Raw genomic sequence first — 17427 nt, 5'->3', positions numbered from 1 at the left:
ACTGGCTTGTGCCCGGAATAGGAGAAACAATTTTCATGGCCTTCGAAAATTTTAAAGTTCTGACTTTTGATATCGTCGGAACCTGCATCGACTTCGAGAAGGGTATTCTGGATGGTTTTCGCGCCGCAGGCGGAGCGGCCGCGAAGACGCTGAGTGATGATCAGATTTTCCAGCCCTATCTGAAAGCAAGGGAGAAATTTCCGGGCCGCGCAAGCGAGGTCATGCGCGAAGTTTATCTCTACGCTGCGAAAGAACTTGGGCTGTCGGACGACAGCGCCGCGGGTGACAAATTTCATAGCCACTTCTTTGAATTTCCCGCATTCGAGGATTCCGCTGAAGCGCTCAGACGATTGCGTAGGCATTTTAGACTTGTTGCGATGACCAATTATGATCGTGTCGGTTTCAGCGCCAATTCGAACAAGCTCGGCAACCCGTTTCACGACAGCGTCACTGCTGACGATGCAAGGTATCCAAAACCGGATCCACGCTTCTTTTCCTACAATCTTGGGCGCCAATCGGCATTTGGTTTCAAGCAGGATGAAATCCTGCATGTTGCCCAGAGCCAGTACCACGATATAGGCGTCGCTAAAGAGCTTGGATACAAAGTCTGCTGGATCGAGCGCCGAAAGGGTCTCAAGGGTTTCGGTGGAACGCCTGTTCCGGAAGTAGTGACGACGCCGGACTTCCATTTCTCGACCCTGCGAGAACTCGCCGATGCTGTCGAAAGCGAGAGAAAATAACTTGTAAATAAGCCCAGGTATTTTCCAGATGCGAGAACTCGGCCTACCCCGATCTTTGTGGCGTGAGACTGCAACACCACCTCTGAACTGCAAGACATTGCAGGACGACATTGCCGCTGATTTGGTCATCATCGGAGGTGGGTATACAGGCTTGTCGGCCGCCGTAAGAGCAATTGAACTTGGTTTGAAACCTGTTGTTCTCGAAGCAGAAGAAGTCGGCTTCGGCGCATCAGGAAGAAATGGCGGCGTGGTATCAACGAAGTATCGTGTATCACTAAGCGTCATGGCGCAAACTCACGGCAGGCAAGTCGCTCAACGCATGAACGCGCTCGGTCACAAAGCCATGGATTGCGTTGAAAGCTATGTCGAGCGATTTCAGATCCGAGAAGCGAATCTGACGAAAACCGGGAACATTCGCTGTGCGCATAACGAGGCCGCCTTCGCGGCGCTCGTGGAAGAAGCGAAGACAATCAGGGACATATTCGGCGATACGAGCATCACAGTGCTTGATGCGAATGAGGTTGCGGCAGAGACCGGAAGTACGCGCTTCTATGGAGGAGTTTTGAACTCCCATGCTGGCACTATACATCCTCTTAGTTACTGCCGGGGTTTGGCCAACGCCGTTCTTTTGGCCGGAGGCCTCATTTACGAAAATAGTCCCGCTCTTCGCATCGCGGAAGAAGGCCCGGCAAAACTCGTTTGTACAAAATTCGGATCGATCAGGTGCAAACAGATTCTGATCGCAACGAATGCCTATTCCGACATCACGCCTGTCACCGGCAATGTGCGTAAGACCATCATACCGTTCAGGAGTGCGATCATCTCGACGGAAGCGTTGCCCAGTTCTGTTTTTGATGAAATTCTTTGCAACAATCGGAGCTACAGCGAGACGCGAAGAATGATGCGATGGTTCCGACGTAGCGGAGACTGCTTGCTTTTTGGCGGTAGGGGCGCATTCGGCAGAAATGACTCCATGGCCGCCTATGCGACCCTTGAAAGAGCAATGTCTGATATCTTCCCGCAGTTGAAAGACTACGGGATCGTCAATCGCTGGTCGGGGCTTGTTGCCATGACGATGGACAGTCTTCCACAAATCGGGTTGATCGATAAGAATATTGGCTTTTCGCTCGGCTACAATGGAACGGGAATCGCGATGTCGAGCCTTCTGGGACGCTACGCGATTGATCTTTTGCAAGGCGAAAAGCCTGATCTGGCGCTGATGCGGCGCCAGAAACCGGTAGATATTCCATTTTTCTCGATGAGAGCGCCAGCCGTCCGTACAGTAGCCGCATGGTATCAACTGCTGGATAAATTCGGACGCTGAATACGCTCCCAAAATTCTCAAAGCGAGCTGCATATTCTTATTGCGTCCAACATCGCGGAGTGAATGTTCCGACTGGCAAGAGCATCTCCTATCCGGTGAAGCTCAAATCCAAGTCTTTCGCGGATAGGCTGAGGCGTGGCGTCAACCATAGCGCGCAAGTCGGTAACACCGTCATTTGAAGAACTGGATCGAAGCGCTTCAAAAACTTCGTTGGACGGAACACTTCCTTGCTCCACAACAACATGATCGACCACAATTGTTTCTGTTTCTCGCGTAATATCGTTCACAAGCGTTGCGATCAGTCGGTTGTCCTGGCGGTGGACTTCCGTCAAACGTGTTTCAGTTTTGGGATAAAGGCCAAATTTCAGAAATAGCTTTTTCCAGCGTAAACGTTCGGCATAAGTCAATTCTTCACAGATTTGGGCGTCTATGGTGACGAATTGGACCTTGGCCCCAAAGCCAACGGCCTTCTCGGCCGCCAGCGGAGCCGGATGTCGCCCGGTGCCATCAACGACGAGAACTTCACCCGATAGCTTGGACTGACCAGCCAGGATATCCCACGTCGAAACGCATAGATCACCGCCGTGCAGAAGATCAATTTGCGGCATGCCGCCCGTTGCCAGCAAGACAACATCAGGATTCAGCGCCAGGATTTCATTTTCATCAAGATAAGCATTCGTTTGGAGGGACACGCCGAGACGATTAAGTTCAGCCACGCGCCACTCAACGATGCCGATGAGGTCACCACGCCACGAACCCTTCGCGCCAAGAAGAAGCTGACCGCCGAAATCGGATGCCGCTTCAAACAACGAAACCTCATGACCCCGTTCCGCGCATATTCTGGCGGCCTCAAGGCCTGCGGGCCCCCCGCCAACCACGACGACCTTACGTTTGGCGCTTTCGGTTTTAGTAAAGACCTGAGGCAGGACTGTTTCTCTTCCCGTTGCCGGATTATGAAGACACGCGGGACGATGCGGCGACTGGCAATGTGTAGCGCCCACGCATGGCCGGATTTCGCTTTCTCGTCCCGACGCTATTTTACTTGCAAGGTATGGATCAGCGATCTGCGCTCTGGTCATGCCCGCCATATCCATTTTGCCTTCGCGGATAGCGTATCGGGCGGAAGCAGCATCGGAAATACGTGCGGCATGGAATACCGGAATATCGAGCTCCTGGCGGAAACGTCCGACCGGCTCGACCCAAGGTGCAAGCGGCGATCCCATTCCAGGCATAGCGTCTTCCGCGAGACCACGGGTCGTGTCCATCATGCCATAAATCGCATTGAAAAAATCGATCCCGCCAATATTGCGAAGTGCTTGTGCAACCTTCAGAGATTCCTCGAAACCCATGCCGCCATCGGGTCCTTCATCCACTGCCATGCGGATACCAACGACGAAATCATCACCCACGGCCTTTCTGATAGCTTCATGCACCATCAGCGGAAACCGCATTCTGTTTTCGAGCGATCCGCCAAAGCGATCGGTTCTGCGGTTGGAAATCGGAGACAGGAACTGCCCTATCATGTGACCACCAGCATGCGTTTCGATGCCGTCCAGCCCTCCCTCCTTGCATCGCAGCGCCGCAGCAGCAAATGCCTTCACAACGCGATTAATATCATGGTCGTCCATCTCTCTGGGTATGCTGCGATGAAGCGTCTCACGGAGGGGCGACGGCGCAATCATCGCCAGCCTATCGCCGCCATAACTTTCGCCGCGTCGGCCAAGATGTGTTATCTGACACATGAGCGCTGCACCGTGGCGGTGCATACGCTCGGCAAACTGCTGAAAATGTGGGATGATGTCATCTGTTCCAACATTCAGTTGCCGAAAGACATTCGGAGAATCGATATCGATATTGGAGGATCCACCGAACATCGACAGGGCTATTCCACCCTTGGCCTTTTCTTCATGATACCGTTGATAGGCTTCAAGCGGCAGCCCGCTGACCTCCAGACCACACGCGTGGCTGGTGCTCATGATGCGATTGCGAAGTTCAAGATGCTTGATTTTCAGCGGCTGCAGCAGTGGGTCATTTTTGACACCGTTGGAGGCTTGCTGGTACATCGCTTTTCCCTTTGGTTTATAGAAACCCGTTCACACCTGGCGCTCGGCCTGGCATGTTCCTGATGCTACTGATGATTGTCGTGTCGTACTTCGGCTAGAATATCTGACTTAAGAACTGTTGGGTCCGAGGATCCTTGGCTGAGGTAAAGAACTCTTTCGGTGGAGCATGCTCGACGATCACACCTCGATCCGTGAAGTAGATGTGATCGGCCACTTCGCGTGCGAAGCCCATTTCATGGGTAACCAGAATGCAGGTCATCCCGTCGGACGCGAGTTCCTTTATCGTCGCCAATACTTCCTTGACGGTTTCAGGATCGAGCGCTGCGGTAACTTCATCGAAAAGCATAACGTCAGGACGCATGGCCAGGCTTCGCGCGATGGCGACGCGCTGCTGCTGACCACCTGACAGCTGGCCGGGATACTGGTTTTCCTTGCCAGTAAGTTTGACTTTTGCAATCAGAGCATGCGCCCGTTCCTCAACTTCCTGTTTTGGTTCACGCAGGACCTTGATCGGCGCCATCATGACGTTCTGCAAAACCGTCTTATGCGGAAACAGATTGTACTGCTGAAAGACTATTCCGACCTTTCGCCGCAATGCGAGCTTGTCGAGCTTGGGATCATTCACCTCCTGCCCGGCGACGATTATCGAGCCCTTCTGCACTGGGCTTAGACCATTGATACAACGTATGAGAGTCGATTTGCCCGAACCCGACGGACCGATGATGCAGATCACCTCACCTTTGCGAACATCAAGACTGACCCCTTTGATAACTTCCAGATCGCCATACGCCTTGTGCACGTCCTTTAGAGAAACCAGAGGGGGTGCATCGATATTTTCTTTATGCAGCATATCTTTTCTCCAGTTTCCTTGTCAGAAGCGCGATTGGATAGATGTACGCGAAGAACAGACAGAGAAGGAACAGATAGAACGGAAAGAGAAATTCCGGCCGTCCGCCCGACGCTTCCATTGCAGCCTGTGCGTTGGCAACAGACTCTCTGACGCTGAAAATAGAGGCCATCGGAGTGGAGAGCGTAAGTAGCGCGTACCAGTTCATCCATGGAGGTATTGAACGCCGGAAGCTCTGTGGCAATATGATGTTCCAAAGTGTCTGAACACGGGTAAAGCCAAGACTTTCGGCCGATTCCCACTGCCCCGACGGAATGGATCGAACCGCCCCACGGACGATCTCGCTTATGTTGCCCATGACGGGCAGCGCAAAAGCGACGGTTGCTTTCATCCAGCCAGGAAACGGTATCACAATCCCGCCCGGAAGACCAAAATCCTCTGGCATCATATACATGGCGATGAAGAGAATAACGAGCCAAGGCGAGTTTCTCAGGAGATGCGTCACCAGGCGCGCAATGGCTCTTACCGGCCAGAACAAGCTGATCTGCATGAGACCGAGCAGAATTCCGAGAACCGTCGCCAAGGCCATCGCTAAAAAACTCATATAGAGGTTCAGCAAAAAGCCACGCAAGATGAATGGAACCCACCCGAAAAGTGTCTCGACTGCAGTCGGCGTTCCGGCATTCATTGTTTGCGCATAAGCGACACACAATGATCCGAAAAACATTGCAACGAGAACAATTCCGTATCGCAACGACAGAGCGCTAGAGAATGCCGTTACGCCGTAATGCGAAGGAACAATTGTGAAAGCGCGCTTATTCATGTCCATACCCCGGTAGTGCCAAACGGCGTTCGAGAGCGTGGAGGCCCCAGGCGAGGATACTCACAACCGCGACATAGAACACAAAAAGCACGAGGATCATCTCAGGCACGTTGATGTTGTCCGACCAAACCTGATTGAGGACATAGGTCATTTCTGGAACGGCGATAACATAAGCAAGCGAGGTTGTTTTGGCCAAACTCACTAGGTTATTCGTCAAAGCTGGCAGGCTAATGCGAAACGCCAGTGGAAGTGTCACATACATATAGATTTGCCAGTTCGAAAAGCTGAGGCTTTCAGCCGCTTCTTTTGTCGTTTCAGGAACGGCTTCCAGGCCAGCCCGGAATATCTCGACGTTGAACGCCCCACCAAAGATACCAAGCGAGATTACAGCCCACCCAAAAGAAGAGATAATGGGCTCGTAATATCCCCCCATGTCAACGGCTGGCGTGAACGCACCCAGACCGAAGTAGAAAAACAAAAGCTGGATCATCGGAGGTGTATTTCGAAACGCCTGGATATAAGCATCAACCGCCACGCGAATTATCGCGCTTTTTGACGTTTGTGCCCAAGCTCCCAACACGCCGATCACCAGCGACAGCAAGATGGAAAACGCCATAAGCCGCAGTGAAATCAACGCCCCTTCAAGAAAGCGGCTGAACTCGTAGTCGTCATAGAAGACGATAAAGTTCAAGCCCGCAGTCTCGTTCAGATTGCGGAAGAAACTTGATATATGTTCGATCATCATCACTCCGAGCTACTGCTGATCAGAAAGCACCGGCCTTACTCTTTCGGCTCGAGGTAAGCGGTATCCCAATGGAGCTTCTTATTCTGCTCGGTGAACCAATCAGACGGTGCTACACTCCATTTCTTGGCGAGTTCAATCAGCGTACCATCAGCTTGCCAGCGATATGCCATACCCGCCATGAATGCGCCCCAGCCCTTATCGCGTTCTTCAAGCGGGACAGCAGCAGCCCACGGATTATTATAGAGGGCCTGAACAGGCATTTCGTAATCTTGCCACTCTGGTGTCTCGAGATCAGCCATGATGCTGACATCATCGTAGATCCAAGCAATGCAACGTCCAGCACGCAGAGCTTCCTTACCTTCGGAATTTCCGGTAAATGCAATCAGCTTTGCTTTCAGTTGCCGTTCGACTTGTTGATTATAGTAGTTTCCCTGCTTTCCGCACACCGGCTTTCCGGCAATGTCGTCCCAGCTTTTGATGACACCCTTCTTGGCAAGCAAGGTCGGCCCCGAGGCCCAGTAAGCGGGTTCAATAATGCCGATCACCTTACGACGTTCCGCAGTATCATACATACCGCCGACAATCAGATCGATCCGGTTCTGCTGGAGGAACTGCATGCGGTTCGCAGATGTAATAATGACGGGCTCTAGTTTGACACCCAGCGCATCCGAGACGCTCTTGGCGAGATCAACTTCGATACCTTGAAGATTGCCGTCCGCACCTGGGAAAGACCAGGGCTTGAAAGCCCCTTGCAAACCAACACGGAGAGTGCCGCGCTCCAGGATTTCCTTCAATCGCTCGCCATCAGCACGAGCCTGGCTCGCAAAAAGCGAAATCGCCATAGTAAGTGTGGAAACTGCCACCAAAGCAAGATTTTGATGTCTGCGCATACCCATTTCTGTTCACTCCTCTTTTTTGTTTCGTTAGGATTTTGCAGGCTCTCCCGAACGGTGAATTTCCCGTTGGTATTGAAGAAACTTATCTACTTCGCGCTCGATCTGCTCTGGCTCCCATCCTAGCAAATCCGCGATTTCACTGGCCGCATCAGTTGCAGTGGCTCGGTCTATGTGCCGCCCCCAACCTATGCCGCTACGGGTATAGAAGATACCTTTCAGATCCTGGGCGTGTTCGTACGAGACATAATGCCGAAACGACAACGCGCCTTCATCGGTCCCCAACGGTGTATTCGTCTGCTGCACTGGCCTTCTTTGCCGATCAAGCCGCATCGGAATGTTTGCATCTACTGTCGCCAGCAGCTCCCTTCCTGCACTCATATGGCTCATAACTGGTCCGGCGGTCATCGCGAAAATTCCCGAATGGCCTTTGCCCTTCAAATCATGAATTTGCCGAACTCTGTCGCCGTCAGGATTTTTGGGATTGAAGGTCAACGGCCGCACACCGGCCCAGGTAAATTCGACGTTGTGTTTCGTCAGTTTGAGGGCTGGGAGAAGAAAATTGATTTCATCGAGTAGAAACTCAATATCGACGTCATCGGCCTTAACGTTACTGGCGTCGCCTTCGAAATAGGTTTCAGTCGGGCCAATATGATACAGGTCCTCATTGAACGGCAGACAATAAATCGGCATTCCCAATCGGTTAAGCGCCGCGACCCCATGACCACGATAATAATCCGGAAGACGAACGACTATATGCGCGCCTTTCGTCCCGTGAATCAGACGATCATTCCCCTCCCCGGACACTCCCTGTAGAACGTCATCGATCCAAGTTCCGGCAAGATTGAGAATGATAGGTGCGAACACGCTGCTCATTTCACGATCTGCGGTGCTAAGATCGACCCGCCACAGCCCATCAGAGTTTTTTTCTCTGATGCTCGCACTGGTGAACAAACGGACATCAGCGCCTAGCTTCTCTGCTTCGATGGCCGCATCGACGCAAAGCCTATCGGGCCAGTCCATGATGTATTCGCGGTAAGTCGCTATCGACTTCAGTTGTTTCCGATCTCGAAGGTCCTTTGCCAAAGGCACTGAGCTATCAAAGTTGCGCTTGTGCCGTTGGTACTCCAGCGGCAGTCGCCCCGATCCAAGACGCTTCAAGAGCGAAAGCCCAATATCCAGGTGCCATCCACGCAGATCATCCGCTTCGTATAAAGGAAAGCACATTTTGAAAGGCTTGCATCGCATTGGTTGGAGACGCACCAGTTCTTCCCGCGCATTCATAGCGGCACGCGCCATGGAAATCGCGTTCTTCAACTTCAAAGGCGACGATGCGAACGTGCGGACCGGATGTCTCGTCTCAAAATATCTTAGACCGCAGTGGAGTATCCTGGACGATCTGCTCGACGCGCCGTTTGCGAAATCACCCTTTTCAACAAGCAAGACCTTGTACCCAGCGGCGGAGAGTTCGCGGACAGCGCTGGTACCGTTGATACCGCCGCCAATGACGATCACATCATAACTTTCGTCCCGCGCGGCCTCCATTCTCATTTAACTGCTCCCTTCCTAGGCGTCGGGCGAGTACAGCAGCTAATTCGGAATGCTCAAAATAAAAAAATTGGCCTCCTATATGCAGTAAATGCATAATGGATGAGCCCCCGGAAGTCTGATTCCTATCCGTCAAAAGTGCGGCAACTTCGCCAACACTGCGTCTCGCTCGCTGAAAAGAAGGTCCAGAAGCGCTTCCGACACGCGACTTTGCGGACGGGAGTAAGGGCGAAGAAGCGCCACGTTGAACGGTATTTTAGGCAGGAATGGCACCAGCATTACCCGATCATCAAGTTGGTGAATGGCCGTATAAGGGTCTATAAGCGCGACCCCCAGGCCAATTTTGGCGAATTCATATGCCGCAGCGGAAATCGTTGTTTCATAAGCTGGGTCCAGTTTTTCACCCGCCGCGCGGAATGCCTGCGCAATAATCGGGCCAGCTGCGGTGAATGACGCAAATGATACAAATGGTACGTTTCGAAGATCCGGTGGTTCAATTTTGTCGCGGCTCGCGAGATGGTGGTCACGTGGAACCGCAGCAATATAAGAGGCATCGCTGAAAACTTCTGTTTGAAAGCCAGATCTGCGGAATGGGAGTTCAGCAAGACCAAAATCCAGCTGTTGGGACGCCGCCCATTCTTCGATCTTGGCAGAAAGCCGTATATTCAACTGCACACGTGTTTGAGGCCAGCTATCTTTAAACTTCTTTAGCGCCTGGGGCATGAAACTTATCCCAAGGGCGGGCATAACAGCCGCAGTTATACGGCTGGTTTCACCTTCGGCAACAGTTGCCGCAAAATTTCGCAAAGAATCGAGAGATGTATACGCTCTATCGATTTCATCCAGAAGAAGGTGGGCAACCGACGTCGGCGTGATCAACCCTTTTCTGCGCTCAAACAGGGTGACACCCAACTCGGTTTCAAGCTTATTCAGAAGCCGACTGACGGCGGGTTGACTGCGCCCTATAAGTTCAGCAGCGGCGCTTACCGTTCCAGTTAGCATCACCGCCCGGAAGGCTGAAAAGTAGATGAGGTTCATCCCTACTTCCCAGTTTTGTTTCCCTGGCTTTTTCATCAAATCTCATCCCAGCACTTCAGTTGTGGCACACACTCGCCTACAACAGTGCCAAGGGCAAACAAAATAGCAGACAATAGCGATGTTAGATTGCAGTTCACCCGTCAGTATGAGGTAACGGCATTTATCGGATAATAGCCCAAAGATGTTCCTTCATGACAGCCTCATGCAACTCGACTCCAAACCCAATGTGTTCTGAGATCGGAAGGCGTCCGTTCCTGACCGTTTCCTCAAAGGGGACGGTAGCCACTTCAATATATCCGGGTATGTCAGCCCAATATGGGAAATGTTCTTGAATATAAAAATTGGGTAAACAGGCGCTCATGTGGGTCGCGATGTTGGCTGCGATAGAACTTCCGCACACATGCGGCTGCACCTTCAAACCGTAGGCGTCAGCCATCGCTGATATTTTATGGACTTCCGCGAAACCACCCGCATTGCCAATATCGGGCTGCAATATACTGATTGCACGTCTCTCAAGAAGATCGCGAAAACCTTGTCTGAGATAGTGCCGCTCTCCAGTCGCAATCGGAATATCAATCGACGAAGCGACTTGAGACAACGCACCGAGGTCGCCCGGATCGGTGATTTCCTCCACAAACTCGATTTCATATTCTTTGATACGCTCACAGAACCGCATGGTGTCTGCGATAGAAATGCCGCCACCGAAATCAAGCATAAGCCTGACATCGGAACCGATCGCCTTTCGTACGTCGCGCACGCGTTCGATTCCAGCGGTGACCGCGTCACGATTGTCAGAGTATCGACCATTTGGATGCCGCAATGTTCCATTTGGCTGTATCTGCGCCAACGGATACATCTTCAGGGCATAATGTCCGTCGTCAACAGCGTCGGCAGCTTTTCTAATCAGGTCTGAGTTGGATGTCGCTCCGAAATACCAGCCATTCGCATAGTAGTTCAGTTCATCGCGAATTTTTCCGCCAAAGAGTTCATATACAGGCACATCCAACGCTCTGGCGCGAATATCCCACAGCGCCTGCTCTATGGCGCTCATCCCGGCACAAGCAATTCCGCCGGGGTTCTTTAACCAGAACGCCTGGTCGTACATGTCCGAAACGATTCGATTGATGGACAGCGGATTAGCCCCCAACAAAAACCGTTCGCTCAGATCTTTAATCATACCCGCTACAGCTGTGCCGCCGCTTCCATAGGAAATGGCGGCCTCGCCTAATCCGGATATGCCTTCATCCGTCTGAATTTTCACCAGAACGGGCTTCAGGCCCTGTCCGCGCACATAGTAAACGTTGACGGACACTATTTTCATTTTTCAACCCCACGTGCAGGAGAAGCACTCATTCCGCCGCGACCCCCGCCTGACGCAGTTTCAACCTGAAATCCTCAAGCGCTCCCTTATACTCCCACGTCTGAACGGTGTTGTGAGGACACTCAATAAAAATATAATCTTCGGTAACCGACAAAATTCTGGAAACCTTTATAAGTTTTGTTACAAATCCGCCCGCGTCAAGATTATCGATTACAGCTTTCCGATCCTCACCATATCCATGATATACTTTCGAATCTCGAATTTCTGCAGTTACATACGCCATATATTCGTGTCCTCTTGGCTTTTTTGACATATTGATGAATGATACATCATTATATGAGCCTCACCTCGAAAGCAGAAATCGAAAGTACGCTGATCGATATGCCGATTTTGCATACCTAAAGTCTGACGGAAAGCTGTTGTTGTGTTCTCGTTAAACTAAAATCTTCTGAACTGGGAATACTGGGTAGCCTACTAATCGAAAGCGCGAAGCATCAGGAAAGCTTAAAAATTGTCGGAAGTGCTTCATTCTCAAGGACTGCGGATTCCTGTCAAGGATCGCCTTTATCACTGTGCCGAACACAATTACACGCCTTGAAGGGAATTGAACCCACGACCCTTCAGTAACGTGAACAGAAATACATCATCCTGGATTATCAATGAATACCGTGAACATACGTTAGGGATTAATCAGTCCAGTCTTCTACTCGCAAGCCAGGAACACGATCAAATTCCCTGCGATTGTTTGTAACGATTATCAGGCCACGCGAGCGAGCATGGCCAGCAATCAATTGATCGTATGGACCGATTGGAGTTCCACTGCGGGCCAATTCAGCACGTAATTGGCCCGTATGGTTTGCTGCCGGTTCATCATACGATAACACCTCAAGGCGAGCTGCGAACCCTTCCACGACTGCAAGGTTCTTTTCAGGATGGGCAGACTTCTCCGCCCCGTAAATCAGCTCCATTAAACTGACTGAGCTGATGCACAATTGATCGTGGAAGCGGTTGAACGCCTCGCGCACTTGCTGCGGCCGGTTCTTGATCGTGAAAATGCATATATTTGTATCCAGCATGTACTTCAGCATTAGAACGCCTCGCGTTCCTGTGGAGCAGGCTGATCACGCTCATTCATGAAGTCGGAAGTCGCCTCTAAGCTATCAAACCAGCTATCCCAGACCTCACCAGCGGGTGCTATGATTCGAGTGCGCCCCACAGCAACAATATCAACGCGTTTCACATCAGCAGGCAATGCTACTGCTTTTGGCAAGCGGATAGCTTGGCTCCGGTTGCTCTGGAATACTGCTCCCTGCTCCATCTGCGTCACTCCTAGTTTTATCCATAGTGATATGATGTAGATAGTGAATCAAATGGGATATGTCAATGGGATATACGTATTCGAAGCCGACCAAACGAACCATGATCTGGCTTCAAGAAACCTAAGGCCGCTGGCCGCATTGCTGCGCCCTGACCAAGACGCATCAACCCGGCGGCCTCTTCAACGGATTTATGCAACTCCACTTCCAGATTGCCAGTCAAGAAATGCAGCTGTCGCCGGAGTGCCTCTCCGACGAACATAAATTAATCTCGATTTCGCTAAATTACCATTATCTTGATCCAGGAAACAACAAATCGAGAAATTTTGCGGCAGTCGGTTGGGGCTCATGATTAGCAAGCCCCGGACGCTCATTGGCTTCAACGAAGATATAATCCGGTTTTTCGGGTTGCTTGACTATGAAATCGATCCCGACAACGGGAATACCGATTGCCCGGGCAGCCTTACAGGCAGCATCAACAAGGTCTCTATGAACAGTAGCTGTAACGTCGTGGATCGTACCGCCTGTATGAAGATTGGCCGCCTTGCGCACCGTGATTTCACGATGGTCCTCCAAAACAGAATCGAGCGATAGACCTTGTTTGTGAAGACATCTTTTCGTTTCAGCATCGACAGGAATACGGCTTTCTCCGCCTGTCGCCGCGGCGCGTCGGCGGGATTGTATCTCGATAAGCTTGCGGATTGTCGCTTTGCCATCGCCGACCACCCGCGGCGGGCGACGAACTGCGGCCGCGACGAGCTGGTAGTTTATTATCACCAGCCGAAGGTCCTCGCCTCCAAAACATGCCTCTAGTAGCACACGGTCGCACACGGTTCGCGCCTGTTTGATCGCCGTTCGCAGGTCTTTCATGGTCGAAATGCCGACGGAAATTCCCCTCCCCTGTTCGCCCCGAGCTGGTTTCACCACCAGCTCGCTGTGACGCTTTAGAAAAGCTTCCAGCGCGTCATCGTCCGCTTCGGCGGCAATCTGCTCCGGCACTGTCAGCCCAGCGGTCTCGACGACGCGCCGCGTCACGGCCTTGTCGTCGCAGATTGACATCGCTACACCCGAGGTCATTTCAGACAAGCTCTCACGGCAATGGACGGAACGCCCGCCATAGGAGAGGCGGAAAAAGCCACCTTCGGCATCGGTAACTTCAACCTGAACACCACGGCGCACCGCTTCATCAATAATGATGCGGGCATAGGGATTGAGCGCGTCGAAGGATTCAAGATGTGAGGCGAAAAACTTCTCGTTGATTGCGTTCTTGCGCTTGATCGCGAAGAGCGGAACACGGCGAAACTTCAGCTTTTCATAGAGCCTTATGGCATTCTCATTGTCATGCAGAACCGAGAGATCGATATGGCTCAAGCCGCGAGCCTGAAAATGCTCGGCAAGTTTTCGCACCAGTTTTTCACCGATGCCCGGCAACCGTGCTTGCGGATGAACTGCAAGACACCAGAGCGAAGCACCGCGATCAGGATCATCGAAAAGGCGCTGATGGTCGATTCCCGTTACAGTGCCAACGATTTCGCCGGTAGTATCATCCTGGGCCACAAAATAGGTAACAGCACGATTGTCTCGCTCAGAGGAGAAAAAGTCGGGACGCAGTTGAACCATCCCACAGGCCGCATAGACGGCATTGATGCCTTCCGCATCCACTTCGGAGACTGCGCGACGAATGGTTATGCCGCGTGTCCGTCGACCGCCCGGACGATAGGTTGCAAGTTCAATCCGGTATGTATGCGACGGGTCGAGAAATATCTCATGTGGTGCGAGTGACAGCAGTACATGAGGATCGCTGACGTAAAAGACGATATCGCGGCTCGCTGGCGCTTCCCCCCGCAATGCTTCCACAATGGCCTCATTGGTTTCGAAGGTCTGCGCGAAGAGCAATCGTCCCCAACCACAATCGACAACCACATCCAGCTTGCGGCTTTCGGTTCCCGCCTTGTCATGGCCATGCGTGTGCTCTTGATAAAAGCCCGCGCTTTCAGGCGTGCGCAAGCGCGTCAGACGGTGCGAAAAGGCCTTGCGGCCTTTCGCTTTCTGCCGTGTCATATCCACCTCACCGGTTTTCCGCATTTCATGCCTCCTGCGTTTGCAGCCACATTTCAAGGAGGCCAGCCTGCCAAAGCTCAGAACCGCGCAATGGCGTTATGTGTTCGGACGGTTTTGCAAACAGGCGTTCAAGATAATCGCGTTGGAAAAGCCCACGCTCCCTCGCCTTTTGTGAAGAGAGGGCGTCTCGCAACATATCGAGATAAGGGCCATCGATATATTTGAGCTGCGGCACCGGGAAATATCCTTTCTTGCGGTCAATCACTTCGCTTGGAACGACCTTTCTCGCCACATCCTTGAGGATGCCCTTACCGCCGTCACGCAGTTTTTCCTCGGGCGGAATGCGGGCGGCAAGCTCGACCAGTTCATGGTCCAGAAATGGCACCCGCGCTTCAAGCCCCCAGGCCATCGTCATGTTGTCCACGCGTTTGACCGGATCGTCCACGAGCATCACATTGGTGTCGAGCCGCAGCGCACGGTCGACAGGCGTATCCGCTCCATCCTGCAGCAGATGTTCTTCCAGAAGGTCCTGACTGTAATCACGTTCTGACATCCACTCCGGCGATAGCTGCGTGGCAAGCACGTCATGCGAGCGGTCACAGAACCCTTTCGCGTAATCACTGACGACGTCGTTGGAATCGACCAGCGGCGGATACCAGTGATAACCGCCAAAAACCTCATCAGCACCCTGCCCGGATTGAACGACCTTGATATGTTTGGAAACTTCCTTGGAAAGAAGATAAAACCCGACATTATCGTAGGACACCATCGGCTCGGACATTGCCGCGATTGTTCCGGGCAGGGCATCCATCAAGTCCGCTGAGGGCACAAAGATCTTATGATGTTCGGTGCCGAAATGCTCGGAGATCAGATCGGAATAGACGAATTCGTCGCCTTTCTCTCCGTTGGCTTCTTCAAAGCCGACGGAAAAACTCATCAGCCCCGATTGTCCTGCCTCAGCAAGCAGACCGACGATCAGGCTCGAATCCACACCGCCGGATAAAAGCACGCCGACCGGCACGTCGGAAATCATCCGGCGCTTGACAGCGACACGCAGCATGGCGAGCAATTGCTCCTGCCATTCCTCGCGGCTCAACGCGCCGTCGCCGGGCAGACGACGATAAGGCGCCTGCCAATAGATGCGGTCAGTAAAGCGTCCATTCGGCTCATAGACGCGGATCGTCGCCGGGGGAAGTTTTCGAACACCATTATAGATCGTGCGCGGTGGCGGTACGACGGCGTGAAAACTCATATAATTGTGCAAGGCTGCACGGTCGATCGATGTGTCAATGCCTCCCGCCTTGACCAGAGCAGGCAGTGAAGAGGCGAACCGCAAGGCACCGGCCACCTCGGCAATATAGAGCGGCTTGATGCCGAACCGATCACGCGCCAGGATAATCCTGCCGGTATCACGTTCGTGAATGGCGAAGGCGAACATGCCAAGAAAGCGCGTTACGCAGCTTTCGCCCCAAGCATGCCATGCCTTGAGAATGACTTCCGTGTCGCCATCGGAAAAGAACTTATAGCCCTTCTGTTCAAGCTCCGCGCGCAACTCGCGAAAATTGTAGATGCAACCATTGAACACCAGCGTCAAACCGAGGTCGGCGTCGATCATCGGTTGCTGCGATTTTTCGGAAAGATCAAGGATTCTCAATCTTCGATGCCCGAAGCCGATATTGCCCCGGATCACAATCCCGGATGCATCGGGTCCGCGAGGACTGAGTACATCCGCCATTTTCGAGACTGCCGAAACTGACGGCGAACCGCCGTCAAACCTGACTTCTCCGCAAATACCACACATAAAAAGGGTCGAAACCTCCATTGTCATTCATAAACAAATGAGGCCGTCGCATCTGTTATGGCGGCGGCCTGCATAATTGCAAATGCGGGAGCGCCGGGATTGTTCCCAACTTTTTCGTTTCCGCTATGTGGCTTTCCCGACTAAATTCGCCTTGGAAAGCATATAGTTTTCAGCGGAAACCATATGCTCAAACGTTATACGGCGCGCATCATCGCTGCGATTTTCGACAAGCGCCGCCAGCAATCGATGCTGAAAAATGAGTCCTTCTTCACGCGAGGCCGGCGTCGGGTCTGCATAGATTGCGCGTGCAATTGGCAAGCTTCGCAGCAGATTATGGGTCAATCCGCAGATGAAACCCAGCAAACGGTCCGGACAAAGCTGTGCCAGCAAGGAATGGAAATCCAGTTCCGCAATGCGCTGGCGATATTGATCATCAAGATCGACCGGTGGGCGATCGTAGACCCGCATCGCATTTTCCAGCCGAGCAATGTCGTCACCAGTCAATCTGCCGGACAAGAGAGCAGCAACCTCCGGTTCGAGAAGCTTACGGATAGCGTAAACTTCGGCAAGGCTCGGCTGATCGAAAAAGAAATAGCTTCCAAGCATTTCCATTGCGTGCTGGGCGGAAGGTTCGGCCACAAAAGCCCCGCCGCCGGGACCGCTGCGCGTAAAAATCAGACCCTGCGTCTCCAGCGCCTTCATCGCTTCGCGCACAGCGCCCTTGGCGGCCTTGAACTGGTCAATCAGTTCCTTTTCCTGTGGCAGTCGATCTCCCGGCCTCAATGCATCGGAACGGATAACATCCTTGATACGGTCGGCAATCTCTTCCGGTCGCCGACGGACCTTTGCCGCCCTCGCGCGCGATTGCGGTTCGTGATCGGAATTCCGGCCCATTCTGACCATATCT

Annotated in this window: 16 protein-coding genes; 2 read left to right on the top strand and 14 right to left on the bottom strand. The window is 52.5% G+C overall.

Annotated elements, in window-relative coordinates; genetic code table 11:
* Positions 1-35: 35 nt before the first annotated feature.
* Together F9K94_RS07160 and F9K94_RS07155 are read left to right on the top strand one after the other, a co-directional pair.
* The gene (locus F9K94_RS07160) at positions 36-740 is read left to right on the top strand and encodes an HAD-IA family hydrolase (RefSeq protein WP_094515227.1); all 705 of its coding nucleotides are present in this window, start codon (positions 36-38) and stop codon (positions 738-740) included.
* A gap of 28 nt (positions 741-768) precedes the next feature.
* Positions 769-2064 (top strand): NAD(P)/FAD-dependent oxidoreductase, encoded by a 1296-nt coding sequence (locus F9K94_RS07155; protein WP_151644515.1) that lies wholly within the window; start codon positions 769-771, stop codon positions 2062-2064.
* A gap of 17 nt (positions 2065-2081) precedes the next feature.
* On the opposite strand, the gene F9K94_RS07150 is transcribed toward F9K94_RS07155, so the two are convergent.
* The 14 genes from F9K94_RS07150 to F9K94_RS07085 form a co-directional block, all read right to left on the bottom strand.
* Complete coding sequence (locus F9K94_RS07150) at positions 2082-4040, bottom strand: oxidoreductase (protein WP_328593543.1); 1959 nt, start codon at positions 4038-4040, stop codon at positions 2082-2084.
* A gap of 181 nt (positions 4041-4221) precedes the next feature.
* Positions 4222-4977, bottom strand: a complete 756-nt coding sequence (locus F9K94_RS07145; protein ID WP_151644513.1) for an amino acid ABC transporter ATP-binding protein — start codon at positions 4975-4977, stop codon at positions 4222-4224.
* Entirely contained in the window at positions 4967-5662 is a 696-nt protein-coding gene (locus tag F9K94_RS07140; RefSeq protein ID WP_226622782.1) for an amino acid ABC transporter permease, read from the bottom strand. Before F9K94_RS07140 ends, F9K94_RS07145 begins: the two co-directional genes overlap by 11 nt.
* 127 nt (positions 5663-5789) lie before the next feature.
* A complete protein-coding gene (locus F9K94_RS07135; RefSeq protein ID WP_029928513.1) occupies positions 5790-6539 on the bottom strand; it encodes an amino acid ABC transporter permease in 750 nt (249 codons plus the stop codon).
* Between the two features lie 38 nt (positions 6540-6577).
* The gene (locus F9K94_RS07130) at positions 6578-7438 is read right to left on the bottom strand and encodes a transporter substrate-binding domain-containing protein (protein WP_328593540.1); all 861 of its coding nucleotides are present in this window, start codon (positions 7436-7438) and stop codon (positions 6578-6580) included.
* 27 nt (positions 7439-7465) lie between these two features.
* On the bottom strand, positions 7466-8986 hold the full coding sequence (locus F9K94_RS07125; protein ID WP_029928517.1) for an FAD-dependent oxidoreductase: 1521 nt from the start codon (positions 8984-8986) through the stop codon (positions 7466-7468).
* Between the two features lie 129 nt (positions 8987-9115).
* Positions 9116-10057 (bottom strand): LysR substrate-binding domain-containing protein, encoded by a 942-nt coding sequence (locus F9K94_RS07120; RefSeq protein WP_226622753.1) that lies wholly within the window; start codon positions 10055-10057, stop codon positions 9116-9118.
* Between the two features lie 124 nt (positions 10058-10181).
* Complete coding sequence (locus F9K94_RS07115; protein ID WP_029928521.1) at positions 10182-11342, bottom strand: mandelate racemase/muconate lactonizing enzyme family protein; 1161 nt, start codon at positions 11340-11342, stop codon at positions 10182-10184.
* Between the two features lie 28 nt (positions 11343-11370).
* Positions 11371-11625, bottom strand: a complete 255-nt coding sequence (locus tag F9K94_RS07110; RefSeq protein ID WP_151644511.1) for a hypothetical protein — start codon at positions 11623-11625, stop codon at positions 11371-11373.
* Between the two features lie 403 nt (positions 11626-12028).
* A complete protein-coding gene (gene vapC / locus F9K94_RS07105) occupies positions 12029-12430 on the bottom strand; it encodes a type II toxin-antitoxin system tRNA(fMet)-specific endonuclease VapC (RefSeq protein WP_029928525.1) in 402 nt (133 codons plus the stop codon).
* Positions 12430-12660: a type II toxin-antitoxin system VapB family antitoxin gene (vapB, locus tag F9K94_RS07100; RefSeq protein WP_010660354.1), complete on the bottom strand. Its 231-nt coding sequence runs from the start codon at positions 12658-12660 to the stop codon at positions 12430-12432. Before vapB ends, vapC begins: the two co-directional genes overlap by 1 nt.
* A gap of 289 nt (positions 12661-12949) precedes the next feature.
* Entirely contained in the window at positions 12950-14743 is a 1794-nt protein-coding gene (gene ngg / locus F9K94_RS07095; RefSeq protein ID WP_151644509.1) for an N-acetylglutaminylglutamine synthetase, read from the bottom strand.
* Position 14744: 1 nt separating this feature from the next.
* Positions 14745-16520, bottom strand: a complete 1776-nt coding sequence (locus F9K94_RS07090) for an N-acetylglutaminylglutamine amidotransferase (protein ID WP_151645319.1) — start codon at positions 16518-16520, stop codon at positions 14745-14747.
* A gap of 123 nt (positions 16521-16643) precedes the next feature.
* Entirely contained in the window at positions 16644-17423 is a 780-nt protein-coding gene (locus F9K94_RS07085) for a FadR/GntR family transcriptional regulator (RefSeq protein ID WP_151644507.1), read from the bottom strand.
* Positions 17424-17427: the final 4 nt, after the last annotated feature.

Origin of the sequence: Brucella tritici (assembly GCF_008932285.1) — a bacterium.
Lineage (GTDB): Bacteria > Pseudomonadota > Alphaproteobacteria > Rhizobiales > Rhizobiaceae > Brucella > Brucella tritici.
Note: the sequence above shows the minus strand (reverse complement) of the source record. Positions and strands in the feature narration are given on the sequence as shown.

Bases quoted from the DNA above. Each gene is read 5' to 3' on its own strand.
- F9K94_RS07160 (WP_094515227.1), top strand. From the start codon at position 36: ATGGCCTTCGAAAATTTTAAAGTTCTGACTTTTGATATCGTCGGAACC.
- F9K94_RS07155 (WP_151644515.1), top strand. From the start codon at position 769: ATGCGAGAACTCGGCCTACCCCGATCTTTGTGGCGTGAGACTGCAACA.
- F9K94_RS07150 (WP_328593543.1), bottom strand. From the start codon at position 4,040: ATGAGCACCAGCCACGCGTGTGGTCTGGAGGTCAGCGGGCTGCCGCTT.
- F9K94_RS07145 (WP_151644513.1), bottom strand. From the start codon at position 4,977: ATGCTGCATAAAGAAAATATCGATGCACCCCCTCTGGTTTCTCTAAAG.
- F9K94_RS07140 (WP_226622782.1), bottom strand. From the start codon at position 5,662: ATGAATGCCGGAACGCCGACTGCAGTCGAGACACTTTTCGGGTGGGTT.
- F9K94_RS07135 (WP_029928513.1), bottom strand. From the start codon at position 6,539: ATGATCGAACATATATCAAGTTTCTTCCGCAATCTGAACGAGACTGCG.
- F9K94_RS07130 (WP_328593540.1), bottom strand. From the start codon at position 7,438: ATGGGTATGCGCAGACATCAAAATCTTGCTTTGGTGGCAGTTTCCACA.
- F9K94_RS07125 (WP_029928517.1), bottom strand. From the start codon at position 8,986: ATGAGAATGGAGGCCGCGCGGGACGAAAGTTATGATGTGATCGTCATT.
- F9K94_RS07120 (WP_226622753.1), bottom strand. From the start codon at position 10,057: ATGAAAAAGCCAGGGAAACAAAACTGGGAAGTAGGGATGAACCTCATC.
- F9K94_RS07115 (WP_029928521.1), bottom strand. From the start codon at position 11,342: ATGAAAATAGTGTCCGTCAACGTTTACTATGTGCGCGGACAGGGCCTG.
- F9K94_RS07110 (WP_151644511.1), bottom strand. From the start codon at position 11,625: ATGGCGTATGTAACTGCAGAAATTCGAGATTCGAAAGTATATCATGGA.
- vapC (WP_029928525.1), bottom strand. From the start codon at position 12,430: ATGCTGAAGTACATGCTGGATACAAATATATGCATTTTCACGATCAAG.
- vapB (WP_010660354.1), bottom strand. From the start codon at position 12,660: ATGGAGCAGGGAGCAGTATTCCAGAGCAACCGGAGCCAAGCTATCCGC.
- ngg (WP_151644509.1), bottom strand. From the start codon at position 14,743: ATGCGGAAAACCGGTGAGGTGGATATGACACGGCAGAAAGCGAAAGGC.
- F9K94_RS07090 (WP_151645319.1), bottom strand. From the start codon at position 16,520: ATGTGTGGTATTTGCGGAGAAGTCAGGTTTGACGGCGGTTCGCCGTCA.
- F9K94_RS07085 (WP_151644507.1), bottom strand. From the start codon at position 17,423: ATGGTCAGAATGGGCCGGAATTCCGATCACGAACCGCAATCGCGCGCG.